We start from the raw sequence: 26,555 nt of genomic DNA on the forward strand, positions 1-26,555 counted from the left end.
TGTTAGAAAGAGGTTTACATGGTTTCATATGATTTTTCAAGAGTGTTCCAATTTTTACCCACCTTATGGCAGGCTCTTCCTATGACCTTGTCCATTCTCTTTTTTACTACAATTCTTGGTTCCCTTTTCGGTGGCTTATTGGCTTGGGCTCAAGTGGGAGAAGATAAGACTTTTGCAGGTCTTTCTAAGGGCTATATTTTCACTCTTCGCTGTACTCCCCCCATTGTCTTACTGTTTTTAGTTTTTTATGGTTTACCTGAATTTTTAAAATGGTGGCTGAATTTAGATATCAACAACTGGTCTAAGACGGTCTTCGTCTTATTCACCATGGTCTTGCTATTTGCGGCTATCATTGCAGAAGTATTTAAGGCGTCTTATCAGGCAATCCCCAAAGGTCAGATGGAGGCTGGAGTCAGTATTGGTCTGACACCCAGTCAGACATTTTGGAGAATCATTTTTCCTCAGGCTTTTCAAGTGGCTCTTCCAAATATGACGACCGCTATTCTAAATTTGATGCGGGATGCTGCCCTAGCATATACGATTGGTTTTGTAGATGTCATGGGGGCTGGGAATCTCTTAATCAGTCGTAATTTGGGGAATTACTCTCTTGAAACCTATACAGCGGTTGCCATTCTTTATTGGGGTGTAGCCTTGGCTGTTTCCTTCTTGAGTCGCTTGTTAGAAAAATCTTTGGAAACGAAAGGGAGATAGGATATGGATTTAGACTATATTGCAAAAACCTTTTTAGAGACCTTAAAAGGGGTACCGACCACCTTGATTATCATGATTGTAGCCATGGTCTTAAGTTTTCTACCAGCCTTGTTTTTAGCTCTGGGACAAATATATAAAGTCAAAGGTGTTCGAACTTTCTCTCTCGTGTATCTAGCTTTTATAAGAGCAACACCTCCGATTTTGCTGATTCTTTTCTTTTATAGTTTGTTTCCGAGTTTGCTCAATCAATTTCTCAAAAGCATAGGAAGTGATGTTGATATCTTTAAACTCAATCCGATCTATTATGCTTTTATTATCTATAGTTTGATGACGACAGGTAGTTTATCAGAAATCTTACGTTCGGCTATTTTGACTGTGGATAAGGGACAATTAGAAGCTGCACAAGCGATTGGCTTAACCACTAGTCAAGCTTATGTGAGGATTATTTTTCCACAGGCCTTGCGATCAGCCCTGCCCAATCTGGCTAATCTAGTTATAAATATTGTAAAAGGAACCTCTTTGGTCTTTGTGATGACCATTAAGGATATTACAGCTATTGCCCGTGTTGAAGCATCTTATGGTTATCAGTATTTTGAATCCTATTTTGTGATCTTTTTACAGTACATTCTTATTTGCGGATTGATTCAATGGGGCTTTTCAATCTTAGAGAAACGCTATATTCGAAGAGAACAGGGACAAGTGGTGCCCCGTACAGGTTTAGCATAGGAGGAGACAATGTTACAAGTAGAACATGTTGCAAAAAAATTTGGAGACAGACAAGTCCTAGAAGATGTTAATCTCAAGGTCAACCAAGGGGATGTGGTTGTAATATTGGGGCCATCTGGATCAGGTAAAACGACTTTTCTCAGATGTCTCAATCATTTAGAAAAAGCCGATAGTGGCTCTTTGAAGCTTGCTGATAAAGAATACGATCTTGGCAAATTGACCAAAAAAGATATTTTAGAAATTCGCCAGAAGACTGCCTTTGTTTTTCAACATTATAATTTATTTGCTAATAAAACGGCCTTGGAAAATATTTTGGAGGGCTTGATTATTGCTCGGAAAATTCCTAAGGAAGAAGCAACCAAACGTGCGGAAGCTGCCTTAGAAAAAGTTGGTTTACTAGCTTATAAAGATTACTATCCCTCTCAGCTTTCTGGAGGCCAGCAACAACGAATCGGCATTGCGCGTGCCATCGCTGTGAAACCAGAGGTCATTTTATTAGATGAGCCAACGTCAGCCTTGGATCCAGAGTTGGTAGGGGATGTTTTAGATGTTTTAAAACAGTTAGCTAAAGAAGGAGTTACTATGGTAGTAGTGACACATGAGATGGGTTTTGCTAGAGATGTAGCCAATCATGTCATTTTTATGGATGGCGGGAAAATTGTTGAAGAAAATAATGCCCATGATTTCTTTAGTCGCCCACAGGAAGAACGAACCAAGCAATTTTTGGCACGAATTCTTTCGGATGCGACCTATAGTGTAGAATATATGATTTGATAGATAGGCTTATCAGGGCAAAAATCAATCCCCCGAGCGTTAAGGCTTGGGGGATTGTTCTATAGGAGGGCTAGTTTAGTTCTCTTTTTTGTTTTTTAGTAAGAAACCGAGACCTAGAAGGGTGAGGAGACTAATTCCTGCAAACAGGAGTTTGTGATCGTTTTTGGTTCCTGTATTTGGAAGTTCAGCTTGTTTAGCTAGGGGGGCAGGTTTATTTTCCTTGCTAGAGTTTTCTACCGATTCGTTTTGAACCGCCTCTTTTACAGATGATGCTTGTGCTTCTTGTGTTGGTTGTGAAGTTTGTGAATCAGTTGTAGCTTGGCTAGGTTTATTTTCCGCATCGGCTACTTTTGCATCTGGTTTTGCAGAATCAGGTTTAGTTTGTGGAGCTGGTTCTTGATGTTCAGATTTGATTACTGGGTTTGAAATATGGCCTTGGCTATTATTTTGCCCTTGTTCTTGTTTTAAGCTAGAAAGGTCAAATTCTGGTTTTTCTTCCACAGCTGGGGCAACGATGGCACCGCCTTGAGAGATTCTAAGAACAGTAGCTGTAAGGGCATTTAATTTCAAGCCTTTTTCAGTCCACTCAAGTCCTTTCGGGTTGGCAATTCCTACTGGCCCTGCTTGGTTTTCATCTGCTAAAACTTCAGCATTTCTGAGGTGGGCAAAGGCAGTTCCCAAATTAAATTCGCGAGCTTTTTCGTCCGCATTGACAAAGACTGCGTAGATGTCTCCATTTGGAGCAGTGATTTGGTAGCCAATTACTACGTCCTCTTTTGCCACACCATTTTGGCCTGGGACAGTGATGAGGTGGACACGGTCTTTGATATCTTGGAGACTCTTAAGTCGGAAGGCATCTGTAGATTGACGAAGAGCAATCAACCCTTTCATATAGTCACGGCTCTTGACATTTTCAGGATATGCTTTTCCATCTGTAGCCTTAGTCCAGTCAAACTTGTTAATAGCATCACTCGAATCGTAAGAGTCATGGATGAAGTAAGGATAGTCAAATGGATTGCCGTCCTTATCACGCAACAAGTGAGATTTGTTTGGAACCTTATCCTCCGATACTGGAGTCTTGTAGGCTGGGTCACGGAATTGTTTAGTACGTCCGTATTCCTGACCAGAGTGGATAAACGGAGTTCCTTGAGCTGTCAAGACCATGAGGTTTCCAAGTCGCAAACGACGGTGGATTTCGGCATAGTTCTCAGCCTTGCTTGGGTCTTTTTTGATAGACTGGGCAATGATGTCAAAGAGGGTTAAGTTATCATGGGCTGCGATGTATTGGATAACATCTCCAGGGCTGTCAGCTTCAAAGTTGGTTGGTTGAGCAATGATATTTTTGAAGATGGTGTTGATATCACGCTTGCCACCTGTGATAAAGGCAGGTTGACCTTCGTTTGGATAACCAGACTTGAGGTTGTTACGAATGTCATCTGAAAAGACAGCGACTGTATCGGTATGTTTCATCCAATCTTGGTCAGCAGCTTTAGTAGGCATGTTCTCATCACCTGCATAGGTTCTCCAACCTTCACCAAGCATGATTAAGTGTGGATTGAGGGCGCGTGCGGCCTTGTACGCTTCTTCGATAGAAGCGGCATCATGGTCTCCCATCATATCGAAACGGAATCCATCCACTTTGTAGGTATCAACTAGATATTTGATGGAATCAACTAGGAGCCGTTTGGTCATATGGTGGGTTGTCCCCAAACGTCCACCACCAAAGCTAGTTCGAGGTGTCCCATCAGCATCCATAAAGTGGTAGTAGTTTGGCTCTAAATCTTCAAAGATATCGACCTTGGCTGTATGGTTATACACTACATCTAGGATAGCTCCCATACCACGTTTGTGGATCTCGTTGATGAGGTTTTTAAATTCTGCGATTCGTTTTTCTGGATTTTTAGGATCGCTTGAATACATACCAGTCAAGGAGAAGTAGTTTTGAGGATCATATCCCCAGTTATAGTTGCTGTTGCTTGAAGCATAGTCAGACAAGCGTTCATGGTTTTTCAATTCGTTGACAAAGTAGTAAGACAAGACTGGAAGGAGCTGGATGTGGGTTACACCCAAGTCTTTGAGATAGTCTAGTTTTTCAATAAAGGCTTCAAAGGTACCAAATGGTTTGGTTAAGTCTTTTGCAATGGCAGGATCTGAAGTAAAGTCCCGCACATGAGCTTCGTAGATAACGGCATCTTCACGAGTCTTGAAATTGTGAATCTTACCATAAGTCAAGTCTTGAGGTCCGAGTTTGGCTGGATCTACAAAGGCGGCTTTAGCCACTTTATGGGCATCGTCAATCTTAGCATCGTTACTATTCCAAGCAGCGAGGGACTTAGCGTAAGGATCGAGTGCAAGAACAGTTTTACCTTGACGTTCGATTTGGTATTGATAATAGTATCCAGTGAAATCTGTGATTCCGAGTTTGTTTGTGCTATCTAGAGTTTGTTTCCAAGTTCCTCTTTCCCCTTTTTCAAGAGCGACAGTTCCAACCACTTTTTCAGGGTTATTCTTGTCGTAGACAACGACAGAAACCTTATCAGCACTTGGTGACCAAAGGGTTAAATCAACTTGTTTTCCTTCTTCTTTTAGGTCAGCTCCAAGTTTGCCATCATAGCTGTATGTCTCATCTTTAAGTCGCCAGCTTGTTTTGGTAGTGAATTGGTCGGAATTGTAGCTAACAGTATATGGATGTTTTGTGTCCGAGAAATCTCCACTGTAGGTCACTTTCTTACCAGCTTCATCGATTGCAACATCGGTGATAGCTACTTTATTTCCTAGGTGATTAGTGATGTTGGAGTGTTTGAGGATATCCTCTTTTTTAGCACCGACAAGTGTTGAAAAACTACTCTCAATGCTAGAAGTGCCTACGTGTTGGGCTCCTGTCATACGGATATCATGGACATAGTATGGATTTGTGTAAATCGATTCATCATCGTCTTTTAGGAAAATTTGGCTATGATTTTTTAAATCTGTGAACTTATAATCTTCTTTACGGATTTTCACATCGTCTCCTTGTTTGTTTCTGTCTAGTAATAAAAATCCAAGGTCTTTAGCTGCATCTTTGAGTGGAATATCGATATAGCGACCATATTTGCCTGTAGCCGTAAAGTCTGTTCCGTTAGGCCATTCACCACTACTTGGATTTTTCACATCTCCCCAGTACCAGAGAGATTTTTTGTCATAGTTGCCATCTGTACGGTAGTAGTTGACGCGAATAGTTCCTGCAGGTTGTGGCTCGTAAGAGAAAACCTTGTGATCTTGGTCCAACCAAGCCTCATTCATCTTTGGTGTCAGTTTTTCTACCGATTTATCGCCGGTTAGATTTTTCCCAGCTGTATTATTGATGAGGAAGCTAATTTTCTTGGCTTGTTCTCCCTTTAATTTGACATCTAGGTAGTAGCCATAGTCATCTTTTTTGGCATCCTTGAAGGACAAGGCTCCGTTAGGCCAATTTTCAGATGGTTTTTCAACATCGTCCCAAGTCCATAGTCCTTGACTATCCTTGTTTTCTTCAGGGAGTTTTTTGACATGGATGCGGAAGTAGTTGTCTTCGATTGGCTCTTCTGTCTTAGTTTCAGTCGTTACTGGACTCGTAGAAGTAGTTGGTTCACTTGAACGATCTTGTCCGGTTTGTGGTGCTGAATCGGCTGGGGTTGCAGCAGGAGTGGTTGCCTCTGTTTCAGGTTTTTCTTCTTTTTTCTCTAGGGAAGCGTTTGCACTATCAGGTGAAGAAAAATCGCTTTCGTTCTTGCCAGCGATGTTTGTTGCATCAGTAAGAGGTTGTGCAAGGGCAGTAGTAGTTTCATTACTAGTTCCCTTATTGCTTGTAGTATTTTCGTTGGCTGAGATAGTTGGTGTAACCATGGCAAGCAGAACAAGGCTTGCTCCAATAAGGACAGAACCAGTTCCATTCTTGAGAGAACGGATGCTGTAAACCATTTTTTTCTCAGTGTGAGATGGTGTTCTTTTCATAATCAATCTCCTATAAATGAATTTCTTTATCAGTATAGCACTTAGTAAAATAAGATGCAAGCGTTTTCCTAAAATTAAACTAAAAGAAAAATCGCAACAAATTTTGTTACGATTCAGCCAATCTTTTTTATAGGAAAAGATTTTGTCAAAAAATCGTCAATCCCCTTGAAAAATCTAGCTAAATAGGGTATAATATGAATAATCATTTGTCGTAGGTTTTGTCTGAAATATTGTCCAGACAAGGCTCACAGCAGTTAAATCTTCTGAAAAAGTCAGATTTAGCTGCTCTTTTTGTGCTTTTTTTCAGGATTTTGAGTACTTGTAACAAAGACTTAAAGATTCTGAAAATTCATCAAGAGGACACGGTGATAGGGGTTTTTAAAACCATATGACGATTAGAAAAGCCTGATTGACAAGGCTTGGAACTTATTTACAAAGGAGAATCATCTTGGCAGGACATGACGTTCAATACGGGAAACATCGTACCCGTCGTAGTTTTTCAAGAATCAAAGAAGTTCTTGACTTACCAAATTTGATTGAAATTCAAACTGACTCATTCAAAGATTTCCTAGACCATGGTCTGAAGGAAGTGTTTGAAGATGTATTGCCAATTTCAAACTTCACAGACACAATGGAGTTGGAATTTGTTGGATATGAAATCAAGGAACCAAAATATACGCTAGAAGAAGCTCGTATTCACGATGCTAGCTACTCAGCACCAATTTTTGTAACCTTCCGCTTGATCAATAAAGAAACAGGCGAAATCAAAACCCAAGAAGTTTTCTTTGGTGATTTCCCAATCATGACTGAAATGGGTACTTTCATCATCAATGGTGGTGAACGTATCATCGTATCTCAGTTGGTCCGCTCACCAGGTGTTTACTTTAACGATAAAGTTGATAAAAACGGTAAAGTGGGCTACGGTTCAACTGTTATCCCTAACCGTGGAGCTTGGTTGGAACTTGAAAGCGACTCAAAAGATATCGCCTACACTCGTATCGACCGTACTCGTAAGATTCCATTTACGACATTGGTTCGTGCGCTTGGTTTCTCAGGTGATGATGAAATCTTTGATATCTTTGGTGATAGCGAATTGGTTCGCAACACTGTTGAAAAAGATATCCACAAGAACCCAATGGACTCTCGTACAGACGAAGCCTTGAAAGAAATTTACGAACGCCTTCGTCCAGGTGAGCCTAAGACTGCTGAAAGCTCACGTAGCTTGCTTGTAGCTCGTTTCTTTGACCCACGTCGTTATGACTTGGCAGCTGTCGGTCGTTACAAAATCAATAAAAAACTCAATGTTAAAACACGTTTGCTTAACCAAACTATTGCTGAGCCATTGGTAGACCCTGAAACAGGCGAAATCTTGGTAGAAGCTGGAACAGTCATGACTCGTAGCGTGATTGAAAGTATTGAAAGCCATTTGGATGGCGACTTGAACAAGATTGTCTACATTCCAAATGATGCAGCCGTTGTGACTGAGCCAGTTGTTCTTCAAAAATTCAAGGTTGTTGCTCCAACTGATCCAGACCGTGTTGTAACTATTATTGGTAATGCTAATCCAGATGACAAGGTTCGTATCGTCACTCCTGCAGATATTCTTGCCGAGATGAGCTACTTCCTCAACTTGGCTGAAGGGCTTGGCCGTGTAGATGATATCGACCACCTTGGGAACCGTCGTATCCGTGCGGTTGGTGAATTGCTTGCTAACCAAGTACGTCTTGGACTTTCTCGTATGGAACGTAATGTCCGTGAACGTATGTCTGTTCAAGATAACGAAGTCTTGACACCACAACAAATTATCAATATCCGTCCTGTAACAGCTGCGGTTAAAGAATTCTTTGGTTCATCACAGTTGTCACAGTTCATGGACCAACACAACCCGCTTTCTGAGTTGTCTCACAAACGCCGTTTATCAGCCTTAGGACCTGGTGGTTTGACACGTGACCGTGCTGGATATGAAGTGCGTGACGTGCACTACACTCACTACGGTCGTATGTGTCCAATCGAGACACCTGAAGGACCTAACATCGGTTTGATCAATAACTTGTCATCTTACGGGCACTTGAATAAGTATGGTTTTGTTCAAACACCATACCGTAAGGTTGACCGTGAAACAGGTGTTGTTACGAACGAAATCGTTTGGTTGACAGCCGATGAAGAAGATGAATTTACTGTAGCACAGGCTAATTCTCGTCTGAATGAAGATGGAACATTTGCTGAGAAAGTTGTCATGGGACGTCACCAAGGGGTCAACCAAGAGTATCCAGCTAATGTTGTTGACTACATGGACGTATCACCAAAACAGGTAGTTGCCGTTGCGACAGCATGTATTCCTTTCTTGGAAAACGATGACTCCAACCGTGCCCTCATGGGAGCCAACATGCAACGTCAGGCTGTGCCATTGATTAATCCAAAAGCACCTTACGTTGGTACTGGTATGGAATACCAAGCAGCCCACGATTCAGGAGCTGCTGTGATTGCTCAGTATGACGGCAAAGTTACCTATGCAGATGCTGACAAGGTAGAAGTTCGTCGTGAAGATGGTTCATTGGACGTTTACCACATCCAAAAATTCCGTCGTTCAAACTCAGGTACTGCATACAACCAACGCACTCTCGTAAAAGTTGGCGATGTCGTTGAAAAAGGCGATTTCATTGCTGACGGACCTTCTATGGAAAATGGAGAAATGGCGCTTGGACAAAACCCAATCGTTGCCTACATGACTTGGGAAGGTTACAACTTCGAGGATGCCGTTATCATGAGCGAACGCTTGGTGAAAGACGATGTCTACACATCTGTTCACCTTGAAGAATACGAATCAGAAACACGCGATACAAAGCTTGGGCCTGAAGAAATCACTCGCGAAATTCCAAACGTTGGTGAAGATGCCCTTAAAGACCTTGACGAAATGGGTATTATCCGTATCGGTGCTGAGGTTAAAGAAGGTGATATCCTTGTAGGTAAAGTAACACCTAAGGGTGAGAAAGACCTTTCAGCTGAAGAACGTCTCTTGCACGCTATTTTCGGAGATAAATCTCGTGAAGTGCGTGATACTTCTCTTCGTGTACCACACGGTGCTGATGGTGTCGTTCGTGATGTTAAGATCTTTACACGTGCAAATGGAGATGAATTGCAATCAGGTGTTAATATGCTGGTTCGCGTCTACATCGCTCAAAAACGTAAGATCAAGGTCGGAGATAAGATGGCCGGACGTCACGGAAATAAAGGGGTTGTCTCTCGTATCGTTCCTGTAGAAGACATGCCTTACCTTCCAGATGGAACTCCAGTCGATATCATGTTGAACCCACTTGGGGTGCCATCACGTATGAATATCGGTCAGGTTATGGAGCTTCACCTTGGTATGGCTGCTCGTACTCTTGGTATTCACATCGCAACACCAGTCTTTGACGGAGCAAGTTCTGAAGACCTTTGGTCAACTGTTAAAGAAGCAGGTATGGATAGCGATGCCAAAACGATCCTTTACGATGGACGTACTGGTGAACCATTTGATAACCGTGTTTCTGTCGGAGTCATGTACATGATCAAACTCCACCACATGGTTGATGATAAATTGCACGCGCGTTCAGTCGGACCTTACTCAACCGTTACCCAACAACCACTCGGAGGGAAAGCTCAGTTTGGTGGACAACGTTTCGGTGAGATGGAGGTTTGGGCTCTTGAAGCCTACGGTGCCTCAAATGTCCTTCAAGAAATCTTGACTTACAAGTCTGACGATATCAATGGACGTCTGAAAGCTTATGAAGCCATTACAAAAGGAAAACCAATTCCAAAACCAGGTGTTCCAGAATCCTTCCGAGTTCTTGTCAAAGAATTGCAATCTCTTGGTCTTGACATGCGTGTCCTAGATGAAGATGACCAAGAAGTGGAACTTCGTGACTTGGATGAAGGAATGGACGAAGATGTCATCCACGTAGATGACCTTGAAAAAGCCCGCGAAAAAGCAGCACAAGAGGCTAAAGCAGCCTTTGAAGCTGAAGAAGCTGAAAAAGCAACAAAAGCGGAAGCAACAGAAGAAGCTGCTGAACAAGAATAAGCAGTTCACTTAGAATAGAAAGGGAAGAAATAGTGGTTGATGTAAATCGTTTTAAAAGTATGCAAATAACCCTAGCTTCTCCAAGTAAAGTCCGTTCATGGTCTTATGGAGAAGTCAAAAAACCTGAAACAATCAATTACCGTACCTTGAAACCAGAACGTGAAGGACTATTTGATGAAGTTATCTTTGGTCCTACAAAAGACTGGGAATGTGCTTGTGGTAAGTACAAACGCATTCGTTACAGAGGGATTGTTTGTGACCGTTGTGGGGTTGAAGTAACGCGTACGAAAGTTCGTCGTGAGCGCATGGGGCACATTGAGTTGAAAGCCCCTGTATCTCACATCTGGTACTTCAAGGGGATTCCAAGCCGTATGGGCTTGACCCTTGATATGAGCCCTCGTGCCCTCGAGGAAGTTATCTACTTTGCGGCTTATGTGGTGATTGATCCTAAGGATACACCACTTGAGCACAAGTCTATCATGACAGAGCGCGAATACCGTGAGCGCTTGCGTGAGTATGGTTATGGATCATTCGTTGCCAAGATGGGTGCCGAAGCTATCCAAGACCTTCTAAAACAAGTAGATCTTGAAAAAGAAATTGCTGAACTCAAAGAAGAGTTGAAAACAGCTACTGGACAAAAACGTGTCAAAGCTATCCGTCGTTTGGATGTTTTGGATGCCTTTTACAAGTCTGGAAACAAACCTGAATGGATGATTCTCAACATCCTTCCGGTTATTCCACCAGATCTTCGTCCAATGTTGCAGTTGGATGGTGGCCGTTTTGCCTCATCTGACTTGAATGACCTTTACCGCCGTGTTATCAACCGTAACAACCGTTTGGCTCGTTTGCTTGAGTTGAATGCACCAGGTATTATTGTTCAAAATGAGAAGCGTATGCTTCAAGAAGCGGTTGACGCTTTGATTGACAATGGTCGTCGTGGTCGTCCAATCACAGGACCAGGTAGCCGTCCATTGAAATCATTGAGCCATATGCTTAAAGGTAAACAAGGACGCTTCCGTCAAAACTTGCTCGGTAAACGTGTTGACTTCTCAGGACGTTCCGTTATCGCCGTTGGTCCAACGCTTAAGATGTACCAATGTGGTGTGCCACGTGAAATGGCGATTGAGCTCTTTAAACCATTCGTTATGCGAGAAATCGTTGCACGTGATATCGTGCAAAACGTCAAAGCGGCTAAACGCTTGGTGGAACGTGGAGACGAGCGTATCTGGGATATCCTTGAAGAAGTAATCAAAGAACACCCAGTACTTCTTAACCGCGCACCGACCCTTCACCGTTTGGGTATCCAAGCCTTCGAGCCAGTCTTGATTGATGGTAAGGCCCTTCGCTTGCACCCACTTGTCTGTGAAGCCTACAATGCCGACTTTGACGGGGACCAAATGGCCATCCACGTACCGCTTTCAGAAGAAGCCCAAGCAGAAGCTCGTATCCTCATGCTCGCTGCTGAGCACATCTTGAACCCGAAAGATGGTAAACCAGTTGTTACCCCATCTCAGGATATGGTTTTGGGTAACTACTACTTGACTATGGAAGAAGCTGGCCGTGAAGGTGAAGGAATGGTCTTCAAAGACCGTGACGAAGCCGTTATGGCTTACCGTAATGGTTATGTTCACCTCCACTCACGTGTTGGTATCGCAACAGACAGCCTCAACAAACCATGGACAGAAGAGCAAAGACACAAGGTCTTGCTTACAACAGTTGGTAAAATCCTCTTCAACGACATCATGCCAGAGGGTCTACCATACTTGCAAGAACCAAACAATGCCAACTTGACAGAAGGCGTTCCAGCTAAATATTTCTTGCCACTTGGTGGAGATATCAAGGAAGCTATCAGCAATCTTGAACTTAACCCTCCATTCAAGAAGAAAAACCTTGGAAATATCATCGCTGAAATCTTCAAACGTTTCCGTACGACAGAAACTTCTGCCCTACTTGACCGTATGAAGAACCTCGGTTACCACCACTCAACTCTTGCAGGATTGACAGTGGGTATTGCCGATATCCCAGTCGTTGATGACAAGGCTGAAATCATTGAAGAATCACACAAACGTGTAGAACAAATCACAAAACAATTCCGTCGTGGTATGATTACAGACGACGAGCGTTACAATGCTGTTACAGCTGAATGGCGTGCTGCCCGTGAAAAACTTGAGAAACGTTTGATTGCCAACCAAGATCCTAAGAACCCAATCGTTATGATGATGGACTCTGGAGCCCGTGGTAATATCTCAAACTTCTCACAGCTTGCCGGTATGCGTGGTCTGATGGCTGCTCCGAACGGACGTATCATGGAATTGCCAATCCTTTCAAACTTCCGTGAAGGTTTGTCAGTACTCGAAATGTTCTTCTCAACTCACGGTGCCCGTAAAGGTATGACCGATACGGCCCTTAAGACAGCCGACTCAGGTTACTTGACTCGTCGTTTGGTTGACGTTGCCCAAGACGTTATCATCCGTGAGGACGACTGTGGAACAGATCGTGGTCTCTTGATCCGCTCTATCGCAGAAGGAAAAGAGATGATCGAGTCTCTTGAAGAACGTCTCAACGGTCGTTACACTAAGAAAACTGTTAAACATCCAGAAACTGGTGCAGTTATTATCGGTCCAAATGAGTTGATTACAGAAGACAAGGCGCGTGAAATTGTCAACGCTGGTGTGGAAGAAGTGACTATCCGCTCTGTATTTACATGTAACACTCGTCATGGTGTCTGCCGTCATTGTTACGGTATCAACTTGGCGACTGGTGATGCGGTTGAAGTTGGTGAAGCAGTTGGTACAATCGCTGCCCAATCTATCGGGGAACCTGGTACACAGCTTACAATGCGTACCTTCCACACGGGTGGGGTTGCCTCAAATACCGATATCACTCAGGGTCTTCCTCGTGTCCAAGAAATCTTTGAAGCCCGCAATCCTAAAGGGGAAGCGGTTATCACAGAGGTTAAAGGACAAGTTACTGCTATCGAAGAAGATGCATCAACTCGTACTAAGAAAGTCTTTGTTAAGGGTGAAACTGGCGAAGGTGAATACGTCGTTCCATTTACAGCTCGTATGCGTGTCGAAGTTGGAGACCAAGTAGCGCGTGGTGCTGCTCTTACAGAAGGTTCTATCCAACCAAAACGTCTCCTTGCAGTCCGTGATGTCTTGTCAGTTGAAACTTACCTTCTCGGTGAAGTACAAAAAGTTTACCGTAGCCAAGGGGTAGAAATCGGTGACAAACACATCGAGGTAATGGTTCGTCAAATGATCCGTAAAGTCCGTGTCATGGATCCAGGTGACACAGACCTTCTCATGGGTACCCTTATGGATATCAATGACTTTACAGATGCTAACAAAGATGTCCTTATAGCAGGTGGAGTTCCAGCGACAGGTCGCCCAGTTCTTATGGGAATTACCAAAGCCTCACTTGAAACAAATAGTTTCTTGTCAGCGGCTTCCTTCCAGGAAACAACTCGTGTCCTTACTGACGCGGCTATCCGTGGTAAGAAAGACCATCTCCTTGGACTTAAAGAAAATGTTATCATCGGTAAGATCATCCCAGCTGGTACTGGTATGGCCCGTTACCGTAACCTTGAACCACAAGCTATCAACGAAGAAGAATACCTTAATCCTCCAGTAGAGGAAGAAGGGAATGAAGAAACAACAGAAGTAGTTGTGGATACTGCCGTTGAAACTGTGGAAGAAACAGTAGAATAAAAGAGAATGAGAGAGCCTTCGGGTTCTCTTTCTCTTTTCTGAAAACTTTCTCAATTTTTCCATGAAATGTGGTAAAATAATACTCAATGAAAATCAAAGAGCAAACTAGGAAACTAGCCGCAGGTTGCTCAAAGCACTGCTTTGAGGTTGTGGATAGAACTGACGAAGTCAGTAACCATACCTACGGCAAGGCGACGTTGACGTGGTTTGAAGAGATTTTCGAAGAGTATAAAAGAAAGAAGCTGACAAAGGAGACAAGTATGGAACAAACATTTTTTATCATTAAACCAGATGGTGTAAAAAGAGGATTAGTGGGTGAGGTGTTGAAACGCATCGAACAACGTGGATTGACAATCGAAAAATTGGAGTTGCGTTCAAAGATTTCAGAAGAGTTAATTGACCAGCACTATCAGGACTTGGTTGGTCAAGGTTTTTACCCACCGATTCGTGAATTTATGACTTCAGGACCGGTTCTTGTAGGTATCATTTCTGGTCCCAAAGTAATCGAAACTTGGCGGACTATGATGGGTGCGACTCGTCCAGAAGAAGCTTTACCAGGAACGATTCGAGGTGATTTTGCAAAAGCTGCTAGTGAAAATCAACCTATCCAAAATGTTGTACATGGTTCAGATTCAGAAGAGTCAGCTAAGCGAGAAATTGCTCTTTGGTTTGACGGAAAGTAGTAAAAGTTTGATGTAAGGGTTACTTGCATCAAACTTTTTTGCATTTTAGAGTAGAAAACTGACAGTTGAGAAATATTCTAGCAATGATGAGAATTTCTAGCTTATAATAAGAGCAAGTAAGGGAGGAAGAATGATGGAAAAAATGAAAAAGCAAATTCGTGTTTTGTTATTGCTGACGTTTTTTGGTCTTAGTAGCTGTTCTTGTTTAAGTTTATCGACTTGGGCTTTGATGTTAAATCAAAACTGCTTCTATTATTTAGTTGGCATGTTGCTCCTTGCCAGTATTGGTGCAGGGCTAAACTACTATAGTGGACAGCGAAATCAATCTTATTCAGTTTTTAAGGAAGATAAGCAACAATTCTTGTATAGTCTCTTGCTCTTAGTAAACATTTTGGGTTTAGCTTTAATTGTCATAGACCATATCCTTGCAGGAAATACATCCGTAGAAGGGTTTGTGGAAGCCTTTCTACCAAGTTTCTTTTTCTTATTTGGTATTGATTTGTTAGTTTTTCTACCGATTCAGAAGTATGTAAATGGATTGAAAAAGATTTTGGGTAAGAAGGAAATCTGTTTTATTAGTGGACTAGCTATTCTAATCTTTCTCAGAAATCCTTGGATGCTATTATCCATGACGTTTTATATTACCTTGGGAATGCTATTTTTAGGACTGTTGGTGCCAAAAGTCATTCGCTGGGAAGTTTCGTTTTACAGCCATTTGATGAGAGATATCTTATTAGTTGTCTTCTTACTATTTCTATTTTAAAATCAAAATAAGAACTGACCGAAGTTTTTACAATTCATAATATGGAATTCACAGATAATATCTCGACAAAGAACAACTTTTTGGTATAATAGAAACATGTACACTAAAAACGAAGAAGAGTTACAGTCCTTAGGTGAACGTTTGGGCTACTTATTAGAAAAGAATGATGTTTTAATTCTAACTGGAGAACTTGGAGCAGGCAAAACGACCTTTACAAAAGGTCTAGCTAAAGGGTTACAGATTTTCCAGATGATTAAGAGTCCAACCTACACTATCGTAAGAGAGTATGAAGGTCGTCTTCCGCTTTACCACCTAGATGTTTATCGTATTGAGGGAGATGCGGATTCTATTGATTTGGATGAGTTTCTCTTTGGTGGTGGGGTAACTGTCATCGAGTGGGGACATCTTTTAGGTGATGCCTTGCCAGATAATTATTTAGAATTGGAAATTCTAAAAGAAGAAGACGGTCGCAGATTACATTTCCAAGCAAAGGGTTTGCGTGCAGAAAAACTCTTAGAGGAGCTTCAACATGGAGTATGAATTGCTCATTAGAGAAGCAGAACCTAGTGATGCGGCTGAATTAGTGACATTTTTAAATCGTGTCAGTGTAGAAACAGATTTTACCAGTCTGGACAGGAATGGCATTTTGATGACAGATACTGAGATGGAGTTGTTTTTGGATAAACAGGCTCACTCGGAAAATCAAATCACTTTACTGGCCTTGCTGAATGATGAAATTGCTGGTCTTGTAAATATCACAGCTGATCAACGCAAGAGAGTTCGTCATATTGGAGATCTCTTTATTGTGATTGGTAAGAAGTATTGGAATAATGGACTGGGGAGTTTGTTACTTGAAGAAGTCATAGAATGGGCACAGGCTAGTGGCATTCTTCGTCGACTTCAACTTACTGTCCAAACTCGTAATCAGGCTGCAGTTTATCTATATCAAAAACATGGCTTTGTAATTGAAGGTAGACAAGAGCGCGGTGCGTACATAGAAGAAGGGGAATTTATCGATGTTTACCTGATGGGTAGGCTGATAGATTAATAGAAATATGGTTAAAAAAATTATTGGAATGGTGCTAGCTTTTCTAGCTGTGACGGTTTTGGGTGTGGGTGTTTTTGCTTATACTATTTATCAGCAAGGTACACAAACCTTATCAAAAACCTATAAAAAAATTGGAGAAGAAACCAATGTTATTGAGGCGACTGAACCATTAACGATTCTTTTGATGGGGGTTGATACTGGAAACGTGGAACGAACGGACCCTTGGGAGGGAAATAGTGATTCCATGATTCTCTTGACGGTGAATCCACATACTAAGAAAACCATGATGTTGAGTTTGGAACGTGACATCCTGACTAAAATTCAGCATAAAGATGGCCAGATTGAGGAAGCGAAGTTAAACGCTGCCTATGCTGGTGGTGGTGCAGAGTTAGCTATTTCAACCATTCAAAAGATGATGAATATCCATATCGATCGCTACATTATGGTTAATATGCAAGGATTGCAACAATTGGTAGATGCAGTGGGGGGGATTACGGTTAATAATACACTAGGTTTCCCAATTTCTATCAGTGACCAAGAAGAATTTAACACCATTTCTATTGGTGTTGGAGAACAGACAATAAATGGAGAAGAAGCGCTTGTTTATTCCCGCATGCGTTATCAAGACCCAGAAGGAGACTACGGACGTCAGAAGCGTCAGCGTGAAGTCATTCAAAAGGTTGTTGAAAAAGTTCTTAGTTTGAATAGCGTTAGTCACTATCAGTCTATCTTAAAAGCTTTAAGCACTAATATGCAGACTAATATTGATTTATCTGCGAAAAGTATTCCAAGCTTGTTGGGCTATAAAGATTCATTTAAAACCATTGAATCTCAACAATTAAAGGGCGAAGGAGAGATGTTGCAAGGTATTTCTTATCAGATTGTTTCAAGAGAGCATATGTTGGAAATGCAGAATATACTGCGACGTTCTTTGGGGCAAGAAGAAGTCACTCAGCTTGAAACAAATGTTGTCTTATTTGAAGATTTGTTTGGACGGGTGCCTGTTGGTGATGGGGAGAATCAACAACAAGGTGTTTTTGTAACAAATGAAGTAGAATAGTTCGTTTTTTAATACAAATAAAAAATTAATCGTGGGAAATTTCCTGCGATTTTTTCAAAAAAATACGAATAGATAGGTAGGAGGAAACATGAAAGCAGAAATCATTGCTGTTGGAACAGAGATTTTGACAGGGCAGATTGTCAATACCAATGCTCAGTTTTTATCGGAAAAACTAGCAGAGATTGGGGTAGACGTATATTTTCAGACGGCTGTAGGAGACAATGAAGCTCGTCTCTTGTCTTTGCTCGAAATTGCCAGTCAACGGAGCAATCTGGTGATTTTAACAGGTGGTTTGGGGCCAACTGAGGACGATTTGACCAAACAAACTTTGGCTAAATTCTTAGGGAAAGCATTAGTCTTCGATCCTCAGGCACAGGAGAAGTTGGATGTCTTTTTTGCCCAGCGACCAGACTATGCCCGAACATCGAATAACGAAAGACAAGCTCAAATTGTAGAAGGAGCGACTCCGCTGCCCAACGAAACAGGACTGGCTGTGGGAGGAATATTGGAAGTCGATGGAGTGACCTATGTCGTCCTTCCAGGTCCACCAAGTGAAATGAAACCTATGGTCTTAAACCAACTTCTACCCAAGTTGATGACAGGGAGCAAGTTGTATTCCCGAGTTCTTCGTTTCTTTGGAATTGGCGAAAGTCAGCTGGTGACGATTTTGGCTGATTTGATTGATAATCAAACAGATCCGACCTTGGCCCCTTATGCTAAGACAGGAGAAGTCACTCTGCGTCTGTCAACAAAGGCTAGCAGTCAAGAAGAGGCGAATCAAGCGCTGGATATCTTGGGAAATCAAATCTTGGACTGCCAGACTTTCGAAGGAATTTCTTTACGAGACCTCTGTTATGGTTATGGAGAGGAGGCTAGCTTGGCCAGCATTGTGGTAGAAGAACTGAAAAAACAAGGGAAAACTATCACGGCTGCAGAGAGTTTGACGGCAGGGCTTTTCCAAGCTACTGTGGCGGATTTTTCAGGAGCTTCAAGTATATTTAAGGGTGGTTTCGTGACCTATAGCCTGGAGGAAAAATCAAAGATGTTGGATATTCCTGTCAAGGACTTGGAAGAACAGGGTGTGGTATCTGAATTTACAGCTCAGAAGATGGCTGAGCAGGCACGAAGCAAGACCCAGTCAGATTTTGGCCTTAGTTTGACTGGAGTGGCAGGACCAGATAGCCTCGAAGGACACCCGGCTGGAACAGTCTTCATAGGCTTGGCACAGGAGCATGGAACTAAGGTCATCAAGGTTAATATTGGAGGTAGAAGTCGAGCAGATGTACGTCACATTGCGGTTATGCATGCCTTTAACCTAGTTCGCAAGGCTTTATTAAGTGACTAACTTTTGATATAATAGTAGATAGGTCTGAGGACCATTAGAATGTAGGAGAATAGAATGGCGAAAAAACCAAAAAAATTAGATGAAATTTCAAAAAAATTCGGGGCAGAACGTGAAAAAGCCTTGAATGACGCTCTTAAATTGATTGAGAAAGACTTTGGTAAGGGTTCAATCATGCGTTTGGGTGAACGTGCTGAGCAAAAGGTGCAAGTGATGAGCTCCGGTTCCTTGGCTCTTGATATTGCCCTTGGTTCAGGTGGTTATCCTAAGGGACGTATCATCGAAATCTACGGACCAGAGTCATCTGGTAAGACAACGGTTGCTCTTCATGCAGTTGCGCAAGCGCAAAAAGAAGGTGGAATTGCAGCCTTTATCGATGCGGAACATGCCCTCGATCCAGCTTATGCTGCGGCCCTTGGTGTCAACATTGACGAATTGCTCTTGTCTCAACCAGATTCAGGAGAGCAAGGTCTTGAGATTGCAGGAAAATTGATTGACTCAGGTGCTGTAGATCTTGTCGTGGTCGACTCAGTTGCTGCCCTTGTACCTCGTGCAGAAATTGATGGAGATATCGGAGATAGCCACGTTGGTTTGCAGGCTCGTATGATGAGCCAGGCCATGCGTAAGCTAGGTGCTTCTATCAATAAAACCAAAACAATTGCCATCTTTATCAACCAATTACGTGAAAAAGTTGGGGTCATGTTTGGAAATCCAGAAACAACTCCTGGTGGACGTGCTCTGAAATTTTACGCATCAGTCCGTTTGGATGTTCGTGGAAGTACGCAAATCAAGGGAACTGGTGACCAAAAAGACACCAACGTCGGTAAAGAAACTAAGATTAAGGTCGTGAAAAACAAGGTGGCTCCACCATTTAAGGAAGCCTTCGTGGAAATCATGTACGGAGAAGGGATTTCTAAGACTGGTGAACTTTTGAAGATCGCAAGCGATTTGGATATCATCAAAAAAGCAGGAGCTTGGTATTCTTATAAGGATGAGAAAATTGGGCAAGGTTCTGAAAATGCTAAGAAATACTTGGCAGATAATCCAGAAGTCTTTGATGAGATTGACCATCAAGTCCGTGTTCAATTTGGTTTGATTGATGGAGAGGAAGCTTCTGTAGAAGGTGTTGAAACTAAAAAAGATGAAGCAGTTCAAGCAGATTCTGTGAATGAAGAAGTAACTCTTGACCTAGGCGATGAGCTTGAAATCGAAATTGAAGAATAAGCTGTCAAAGTAGTGGAGGAATCCACTGCTTTTTTGGTTTTTGATTCAAGTTTTTAGATCATTTATAGTTTGCTGTTTCTTGTCGCTCCTCTAGAAAGCTGATATAATAGCCTTATGAATAAAAAACGAACAGTGGACCTGATACATGGTCCGATTCTTCCCTCGCTTTTGAGTTTTGCCTTTCCAATCTTGCTATCAAATATTTTTCAACAGCTCTATAATACTGCTGATGTCTTGATTGTTGGGCGATTTCTTGGTCAAGAATCCTTGGCTGCAGTAGGAGCGACGACAGCGATTTTTGACCTGATTGTAGGTTTTACTCTTGGTGTTGGTAATGGCATGGGAATTGTCATTGCCCGTTATTACGGGGCTCGGAATTTTATAAAAATTAAGGAAGCAGTAGCAGCCACCTGGATTTTAGGTGCTCTTTTGAGTGTTGTAGTTATGCTGCTGGGCTTTCTTGGTTTGTATCCTCTCTTGCAATACCTAGATACTCCTGCAGAAATCCTTCCTCAGTCTTATCAATATATTTCTATGATTGTAACCTGTGTTGGTGTCAGCTTTGCTTATAATCTTTTTGCAGGCTTGTTGCGGTCTATTGGGGACAGTCTGGCTGCGCTTGGTTTTTTGATTTTCTCTGCTCTGGTCAATGTGGTTCTGGATCTCTATTTTATTACGCAATTGCATCTTGGAGTTCAATCGGCGGGACTTGCTACCATCATTTCGCAGGGTTTATCAGCGGTTCTTTGCTTTTATTATATCCGTAAGAGTGTGCCTGAGCTACTCCCTCAACTCAAGCATTTCAAATGGGACAAGGCCTTATACGCCGATCTCTTGGAGCAAGGTTTGGCTATGGGCTTGATGAGTTCAATTGTGTCCATTGGTAGTGTGATTTTACAGTCTTCTGTTAATACCTTTGGAGCCGTGATTATTAGTGCTCAAACAGCAGCTCGACGCATTATGGCCTTCGCCCTTCTTCCCATGACCGCTATTTCCGCTTCGATGACGACCTTTGCTTCGCAGAATTTAGGTGCTAAGAGCCCAGACCGCATTGTCCAAGGTCTTAGAATCGGCAGTCGTTTAAGTATATCCTGGGCAGTTTTTGTTTGTATCTTCCTCTTTTTTGCCAGTCCAGCCTTGGTTTCCTTCTTAGCTAGTTCGACGGATAGCTACTTGGTAGGAAATGGCAGTCTCTATCTGCAAATCAGCTCAGCTTTTTATCCTATTTTGAGTCTCTTGTTAATTTATCGCAATTGTTTGCAGGGCTTGGGGCAAAAAATCCTTCCTCTGGTTTCTAGCTTTATCGAACTAATTGGGAAAATTGCTTTTGTGTGCTTGATTATCCCTTGGGCGGGCTATAAGGGAGTTATCCTTTGCGAACCCCTTATCTGGGTTGCCATGACTATCCAACTGTATTTCTCACTGTTTCGTCACCCCTTGATAAAAGAAGGTAAGGCCATCTTGGCAACAAAAGTGTCATCATAGCTCGATTTGCTGAATAAAATCCATTTCCTCTAGTGAAAATCGAAAAAACTTGTGTTATAATAAGAAAGATTAAAATGTGAAAAAAGGAGATTCCTAATGGGACGTAAATGGGCCAATATCGTAGCCAAGAAAACGGCTAAAGATGGAGCTAACTCTAAAGTATATGCAAAATTTGGTGTAGAAATCTATGTAGCAGCTAAAAAAGGTGATCCAGATCCAGAATCAAACTCAGCTTTGAAATTCGTTATCGACCGTGCTAAACAAGCCCAAGTGCCAAAACACGTTATCGATAAAGCTTTGGACAAGGCTAAAGGAAACACAGACGAAACCTTTACAGAAGGACGTTACGAAGGTTTTGGACCAAATGGTTCTATGCTGATTGTTGATACTTTGACTTCAAACGTTAACCGTACAGCGGCTAATGTCCGTGCAGCCTTTGGTAAAAACGGCGGAAACATGGGTGCTTCAGGTTCGGTTTCTTATCTCTTCGACAACAAGGGTGTTATCGTATTTGCAGGTGAAGATGCCGATGCAGTCTTTGAGCAATTGCTTGAAGCAGATGTGGATGTGGATGATGTAGAAGCAGAAGAAGGTACAATCACAGTTTACACAGCTCCAACTGACCTTCACAAGGCTATCGTTGCCCTTCGTGAGTCAGGTATTGAAGAATTCCAAGTGACCGAATTGGAAATGATTCCTCAGTCAGAAGTGGAATTGTCAGGCGATGACCTTGAAACCTTTGAAAAACTTTACAGCGTTCTTGAAGACGACGAAGACGTACAAAAGATCTACACAAACGTAGACGGATTCTAATTTAACCTAGTGAACATGATCCTAAGTGAAAAAATCACTTGGGATTTTTTGAATCAAGAAAAATAGTTCTCTAGGAAACTTTTTCTTGACATCCCTTTTCAAAGTGGTAAAATAGTTCTCATGGAAACTTGTTTAGTTCCTAGGAGAACTAAATGTGATAGTTAGAAAGGAGTTAGTATGGATAAACCGATGTTAGTTTTAAAACGTTTCGGCCACCAGGTACATCTGATGGTACAAAAGGAAGCCAAACGTTGTGGTATTGAATTTATGGGTGGACCTCAAGGACAAGTTCTGCGTTTTTTAGGTTGGCGTGAGCATGAACAAGAATTAACGCTCATCAAGGATATTGAACAAGAACTCAATATTACCAAGTCTGTTGCTAGTAATCTAGTCAAGCGTATGGTGCAAAATGGTTTGGTGGAATTGGAAGCGAGTTCTAGCGATAAGCGGGCTAAGTTTGTTCGTCTGACGGACAAATCGCGTTCTCAAATGAAGCAGGTTAAAGCCTTCTTTGAACGCATTGACAACCAGTTGATGGCAGACATTGATGAAGATGAATTACTGATTTTTGAGAAAGTTCTCGGTCAACTACAGGCAAATATCAAGGGAATAGGAGGAGAGAATGAAGAAATTAGCCAAACGAATTAGTAGGAAAGAATGGGGGATGATTTTACTAGCCATTCTCTTTACCTGCTTTTCGGTCTATCTAGAGTTAGAAGTGCCGACCTATATCTCGAAAATTACGAATTTACTAGGAAGTCAAAGAACCAACTTGGATGAGTTATGGCAACCAGCAGGTATGATGGTGGGAATGTCCTTTCTAGCCTTCTTATCCGCAGTTGCAGTTGGATTTTTTTCGTCCAGAGTGGCCGCTTCTTATACTAGTAGGCTGAGAAGTGATATTTTTAACCGAGTTTTGGATTACTCGCAGACAGAGATTAAGAAATTCTCTATTCCTAGCCTCTTGACGCGTACTACCAATGACATTACTCAAGTTCAAATGTTGATTACCATGGGCTTGCAAGTAGTTACGCGTGGTCCGATTATGGCTATCTGGGCTATCGGGAAGATTTTAGGCCATTCAGAATACTGGCTCTGGGCCGTACTTGTGGCAGTGATTGTCAACGTCCTGATGACGACTGTTTTGATGACGCTAGCCTTTCCAAAACAGTCCTTGATTCAGGGGTTGACAGATAAACTGAACAGTATCACTCGTGAGAGTTTAACAGGTATTCGCGTCGTTCGTGCCTACAATGCAGAGGATTACCAAAATGAAAAATTTGCAGCAGCAAATGATGAATTGACACGCTTGAATTTGTTTGTCAACCGTCTCATGGCCATTTTGAATCCTATCATGATGGGAATTTCAAGTGGTTTGAGTGTGGCGATATACTGGATTGGAGCCTATGTAATCAACGATGCTGCTCCGACGGCGCGCCTGCCTCTCTTTAGTGATATGGTTGTTTTCATGTCTTATGCCATGCAGGTTGTCATGGGCTTCCTTCTCATGGGGGCGCTCTTCATCGTTCTTCCCCGAACCATGGTCTCTGCCAAGCGGATTAACCAGGTTCTAGATTTACATTCTTCTATCCAAAATCCTGCTCAAGCGCAGCTGGCTGATGAAAATCTCAAAGGTCAGGTCGAGTTTAAGGATGTGACCTTCCGCTATGCGGCAAATTCGGAGGCGGTTATCGAGCATGTCAGCTTTAAAGCAGAAGCTGGTCAAACAGTGGCCTTTATTGGGTCAACAGGTTCTGGTAAATCAACTCTGGTCAATCTGATTCCACGTTTCTACGATGTGTCAGAAGGAGAAATTCTGGTGGATGGTGTCAATGTTCAAGACTATGACTTGAAAGATTTGCGCAACAAGGTTGGTTATATTCCTCAGAAAGCGGTTCTCTTTTCAGGTGATGTTAAGGGCAATTTGGACTTTGGACACAGTCAAGAAACACCACTTAGTGAACAGGCTATGTGGCAGGCTTTGGAGTTGGCCCAGTCTAAGAACTTTATCGAAGACAAGGAAGCGGGCTTATCGTCAGAAGTGGCCCAAGGAGGAACCAACTTCTCAGGTGGTCAAAGACAGCGTCTGGCAATTGCGCGTGCCTTAGCTCGGAAGCCAGAAATCCTCATCTTTGATGACTCCTTCTCAGCTTTGGACTACAAGACAGACCGTGTCCTACGCCAAGAGCTAGCAGAGAAAACCAAGTCTATGACCAAGCTTATCGTTGCACAGCGTATTTCAACGATTATGGATGCAGATTTGATTTTGGTCTTGGATCAAGGAAAAGTCGTGGGACAAGGCACCCACAAGGAACTTCTAGCTAATAACGAAGTTTACCAAGAAATTGCCTATTCACAACTATCGAAGGAGGAATTGGAACATGGAAAATAAGAAAATGTCTCTCTGGAAACAGAGTAAACCCTATCTTGCAGGCCTCCAGTTTGCCCTTCTAATCGCCTTTCTAGCAACAATCTTATCCAATATCATTACTGTATATGGTCCAACCCGTATCAAGGAAATGACTAATATTATTGCCAGTGGTTTGGAAACAAGTGTGGATGTCGCGGCGGTTGCAGCTATTGGTGGTTTTTTGGCCGTCATCTATGTGATTGGACTTTTATCAAATTATTTGCAGGCCTTTCTGTTTACAACAGCTATTCAACGTTTTTCAGAGCGTTTGAGAAGAGCTATTGCAGAGAAAATCAATCGCCTTCCATTAGGATATTTTGATGGGCATTCTCAAGGAGATACCTTGTCTCGTGTGACTAATGACGTTGACACTGCAGCCCAATCCCTCAATCAAAGTCTAGGAACAGTTCTTTCATCTAGCTTACTGGTCGTGGCTGTCTTAGTAACCATGTTTGGTATGAACTGGATTTTAGCTTTGGTGACGGTTGTTTCAACTCTTATTGGTTTTGCTTTCGTGTCTGTCTTTATGGGCAAATCACAGGGATTCTTTAAAAGTCAGCAACAGGATTTGGCAGCTGTCAATGGTTATGTGGAAGAAATGTACTCTGGTCATAATGTGGTGACCAGCTACAATGCTATCGAGAGCACGAAAGAAGAGTTTGCGAAATTAAACCATCGTCTGTATGATAGTATCTGGAAATCTCAGTTTATTTCAGGGATTATGATGCCGATTATGATGTTTATTGGGAACTTTAGCTATGCCTTGGTGATTATTGTTGGTGCAGCTTTGGCTCTGAATGGGCAGATTAGTATCGGGATTATCGTTGCCTTTATGGCCTACGTTCGTATCTTTTCTCAGCCCCTTTCCCAAATTGCTCAAGGGATTACCAGTCTTCAGCAAACTTGCGCAGCCATGGGACGTGTCTTCGAATTCTTAGGTGAAGAGGAAATGGAAGATGAATCTCATAAAGAAAGACAGCTGAGCGATATGAAAGGGCAAGTGGTCTTTGATCGAGTTTCCTTTGGTTATACACCAGAGCGAACCATCATTAATGACTTTTCTGCGACTGCTCATGCAGGTCAAAAGGTTGCCATTGTCGGACCGACCGGAGCTGGGAAGACAACTATTGTCAATCTTTTGATGAAGTTCTATGAGATTGATAAGGGAAGCATCCGTATCGATGGTGTGGATACCAAGGAGATGAAGCGTTCGGAAGTGCATGATGCCTTTTCAATGGTCTTGCAGGACACTTGGCTCTTTGAAGGCACTATCCGAGACAATCTTATCTATAACCAAAAGGATATTAGCGATGAGCGCGTGATTGAAGCCAGCAAGGCTGTAGGGATTCATCACTTTATTATGACCCTCCCAGATGGTTACGATACCGTCTTGGACGATACAGTGACCTTGTCTGTCGGACAAAAGCAACTCTTGACCATTGCTCGCGCTTTGCTGAAAGATGCACCACTCCTAATCCTAGATGAAGCGACCTCTTCGGTTGATACACGGACGGAAGAATTAATCCAGAAAGCCATGGACCGTTTGATGGAGGGAAGAACTTCCTTTGTCATCGCCCACCGCTTGTCTACTATCCGAAATGCTGATCTTATTCTGGTTATGAAAGATGGAAATATCATCGAGCAAGGAAATCATGATGAGCTGATGGCGCAAGCTGGTTTCTACGCTGACCTCTACAACAGTCAATTTACAGAAGACGAAGCAGAAGAATAAATCGAAAGAAGGCTTGACGGCCTTCTTTTTCTGCACTATACT

18 protein-coding genes are annotated in these 26,555 nt (G+C 42.3%); 17 read left to right on the forward strand and 1 reads right to left on the reverse strand.

Annotated elements, in window-relative coordinates:
- Positions 1–18: 18 nt before the first annotated feature.
- The 3 genes from RN80_RS03155 to RN80_RS03165 are packed head-to-tail and all read left to right on the forward strand — an operon-like array spanning position 19 to position 2,211.
- On the forward strand, positions 19–711 hold the full coding sequence (locus tag RN80_RS03155; protein WP_004256697.1) for an amino acid ABC transporter permease: 693 nt from the start codon (positions 19–21) through the stop codon (positions 709–711).
- A 3-nt stretch (positions 712–714) separates the two neighbouring features.
- Entirely contained in the window at positions 715–1,437 is a 723-nt protein-coding gene (locus RN80_RS03160) for an amino acid ABC transporter permease (RefSeq protein WP_033686286.1), read from the forward strand.
- A gap of 9 nt (positions 1,438–1,446) precedes the next feature.
- A complete protein-coding gene (locus tag RN80_RS03165) occupies positions 1,447–2,211 on the forward strand; it encodes an amino acid ABC transporter ATP-binding protein (RefSeq protein ID WP_033686287.1) in 765 nt (254 codons plus the stop codon).
- Between the two features lie 75 nt (positions 2,212–2,286).
- On the opposite strand, the gene RN80_RS03170 is transcribed toward RN80_RS03165, so the two are convergent.
- The gene (locus RN80_RS03170; protein WP_060627448.1) at positions 2,287–6,183 is read right to left on the reverse strand and encodes a pullulanase; all 3,897 of its coding nucleotides are present in this window, start codon (positions 6,181–6,183) and stop codon (positions 2,287–2,289) included.
- Between the two features lie 448 nt (positions 6,184–6,631).
- Between RN80_RS03170 and rpoB the strand changes: the two genes are divergently transcribed.
- The 14 genes from rpoB to RN80_RS03245 all read left to right on the forward strand — a co-directional run bounded on the left by rpoB (position 6,632) and on the right by RN80_RS03245 (position 26,513).
- On the forward strand, positions 6,632–10,243 hold the full coding sequence (rpoB, locus tag RN80_RS03175; RefSeq protein ID WP_042751730.1) for a DNA-directed RNA polymerase subunit beta: 3,612 nt from the start codon (positions 6,632–6,634) through the stop codon (positions 10,241–10,243).
- Between the two features lie 32 nt (positions 10,244–10,275).
- Entirely contained in the window at positions 10,276–13,953 is a 3,678-nt protein-coding gene (gene rpoC, locus RN80_RS03180; RefSeq protein ID WP_060627450.1) for a DNA-directed RNA polymerase subunit beta', read from the forward strand.
- A gap of 260 nt (positions 13,954–14,213) precedes the next feature.
- A complete protein-coding gene (ndk, locus tag RN80_RS03190; protein WP_060628748.1) occupies positions 14,214–14,636 on the forward strand; it encodes a nucleoside-diphosphate kinase in 423 nt (140 codons plus the stop codon).
- A gap of 133 nt (positions 14,637–14,769) precedes the next feature.
- Positions 14,770–15,399 (forward strand): hypothetical protein, encoded by a 630-nt coding sequence (locus tag RN80_RS03195; protein ID WP_060627452.1) that lies wholly within the window; start codon positions 14,770–14,772, stop codon positions 15,397–15,399.
- Between the two features lie 96 nt (positions 15,400–15,495).
- The gene (gene tsaE, locus RN80_RS03200; protein ID WP_060627454.1) at positions 15,496–15,939 is read left to right on the forward strand and encodes a tRNA (adenosine(37)-N6)-threonylcarbamoyltransferase complex ATPase subunit type 1 TsaE; all 444 of its coding nucleotides are present in this window, start codon (positions 15,496–15,498) and stop codon (positions 15,937–15,939) included.
- Positions 15,929–16,447 carry a GNAT family N-acetyltransferase gene (locus RN80_RS03205; RefSeq protein WP_060627456.1) on the forward strand — a complete coding sequence of 173 codons (519 nt, stop codon included), beginning with the start codon at positions 15,929–15,931 and terminating at the stop codon, positions 16,445–16,447. Before tsaE ends, RN80_RS03205 begins: the two co-directional genes overlap by 11 nt.
- A 7-nt stretch (positions 16,448–16,454) precedes the next feature.
- Positions 16,455–17,507: a glycopolymer--peptidoglycan transferase LytR gene (lytR, locus tag RN80_RS03210; protein WP_060627458.1), complete on the forward strand. Its 1,053-nt coding sequence runs from the start codon at positions 16,455–16,457 to the stop codon at positions 17,505–17,507.
- 88 nt (positions 17,508–17,595) lie between these two features.
- The gene (locus RN80_RS03215) at positions 17,596–18,852 is read left to right on the forward strand and encodes a competence/damage-inducible protein A (RefSeq protein ID WP_060627460.1); all 1,257 of its coding nucleotides are present in this window, start codon (positions 17,596–17,598) and stop codon (positions 18,850–18,852) included.
- Between the two features lie 54 nt (positions 18,853–18,906).
- Positions 18,907–20,073, forward strand: coding sequence for a recombinase RecA (gene recA, locus RN80_RS03220; RefSeq protein ID WP_060627462.1), 1,167 nt, complete (start codon positions 18,907–18,909; stop codon positions 20,071–20,073).
- 114 nt (positions 20,074–20,187) lie between these two features.
- Positions 20,188–21,558 (forward strand): MATE family efflux transporter, encoded by a 1,371-nt coding sequence (locus tag RN80_RS03225; protein WP_060627463.1) that lies wholly within the window; start codon positions 20,188–20,190, stop codon positions 21,556–21,558.
- A gap of 96 nt (positions 21,559–21,654) precedes the next feature.
- Positions 21,655–22,371 carry a YebC/PmpR family DNA-binding transcriptional regulator gene (locus tag RN80_RS03230; protein ID WP_000532882.1) on the forward strand — a complete coding sequence of 239 codons (717 nt, stop codon included), beginning with the start codon at positions 21,655–21,657 and terminating at the stop codon, positions 22,369–22,371.
- A gap of 177 nt (positions 22,372–22,548) precedes the next feature.
- Complete coding sequence (locus tag RN80_RS03235) at positions 22,549–23,019, forward strand: MarR family winged helix-turn-helix transcriptional regulator (protein ID WP_060627465.1); 471 nt, start codon at positions 22,549–22,551, stop codon at positions 23,017–23,019.
- Complete coding sequence (locus RN80_RS03240; RefSeq protein WP_060627467.1) at positions 22,994–24,763, forward strand: ABC transporter ATP-binding protein; 1,770 nt, start codon at positions 22,994–22,996, stop codon at positions 24,761–24,763. The genes RN80_RS03235 and RN80_RS03240 overlap by 26 nt, the downstream gene beginning before the upstream one ends.
- On the forward strand, positions 24,753–26,513 hold the full coding sequence (locus RN80_RS03245) for an ABC transporter ATP-binding protein (protein ID WP_060627469.1): 1,761 nt from the start codon (positions 24,753–24,755) through the stop codon (positions 26,511–26,513). The genes RN80_RS03240 and RN80_RS03245 overlap by 11 nt, the downstream gene beginning before the upstream one ends.
- Positions 26,514–26,555 lie beyond the last annotated feature (42 nt).

Source organism: Streptococcus mitis (assembly GCF_001281025.1).
Lineage (GTDB): Bacteria > Bacillota > Bacilli > Lactobacillales > Streptococcaceae > Streptococcus > Streptococcus mitis_AK.

Coding starts and splice junctions, on each gene's coding strand:
- RN80_RS03155 (WP_004256697.1), top strand. CDS start 19: ATGGTTTCATATGATTTTTCAAGAGTGTTCCAATTTTTACCCACCTTA.
- RN80_RS03160 (WP_033686286.1), top strand. CDS start 715: ATGGATTTAGACTATATTGCAAAAACCTTTTTAGAGACCTTAAAAGGG.
- RN80_RS03165 (WP_033686287.1), top strand. CDS start 1,447: ATGTTACAAGTAGAACATGTTGCAAAAAAATTTGGAGACAGACAAGTC.
- RN80_RS03170 (WP_060627448.1), bottom strand. CDS start 6,183: ATGAAAAGAACACCATCTCACACTGAGAAAAAAATGGTTTACAGCATC.
- ndk (WP_060628748.1), top strand. CDS start 14,214: ATGGAACAAACATTTTTTATCATTAAACCAGATGGTGTAAAAAGAGGA.
- RN80_RS03195 (WP_060627452.1), top strand. CDS start 14,770: ATGGAAAAAATGAAAAAGCAAATTCGTGTTTTGTTATTGCTGACGTTT.
- tsaE (WP_060627454.1), top strand. CDS start 15,496: ATGTACACTAAAAACGAAGAAGAGTTACAGTCCTTAGGTGAACGTTTG.
- RN80_RS03205 (WP_060627456.1), top strand. CDS start 15,929: ATGGAGTATGAATTGCTCATTAGAGAAGCAGAACCTAGTGATGCGGCT.
- lytR (WP_060627458.1), top strand. CDS start 16,455: ATGGTTAAAAAAATTATTGGAATGGTGCTAGCTTTTCTAGCTGTGACG.
- RN80_RS03215 (WP_060627460.1), top strand. CDS start 17,596: ATGAAAGCAGAAATCATTGCTGTTGGAACAGAGATTTTGACAGGGCAG.
- recA (WP_060627462.1), top strand. CDS start 18,907: ATGGCGAAAAAACCAAAAAAATTAGATGAAATTTCAAAAAAATTCGGG.
- RN80_RS03225 (WP_060627463.1), top strand. CDS start 20,188: ATGAATAAAAAACGAACAGTGGACCTGATACATGGTCCGATTCTTCCC.
- RN80_RS03230 (WP_000532882.1), top strand. CDS start 21,655: ATGGGACGTAAATGGGCCAATATCGTAGCCAAGAAAACGGCTAAAGAT.
- RN80_RS03235 (WP_060627465.1), top strand. CDS start 22,549: ATGGATAAACCGATGTTAGTTTTAAAACGTTTCGGCCACCAGGTACAT.
- RN80_RS03240 (WP_060627467.1), top strand. CDS start 22,994: ATGAAGAAATTAGCCAAACGAATTAGTAGGAAAGAATGGGGGATGATT.
- RN80_RS03245 (WP_060627469.1), top strand. CDS start 24,753: ATGGAAAATAAGAAAATGTCTCTCTGGAAACAGAGTAAACCCTATCTT.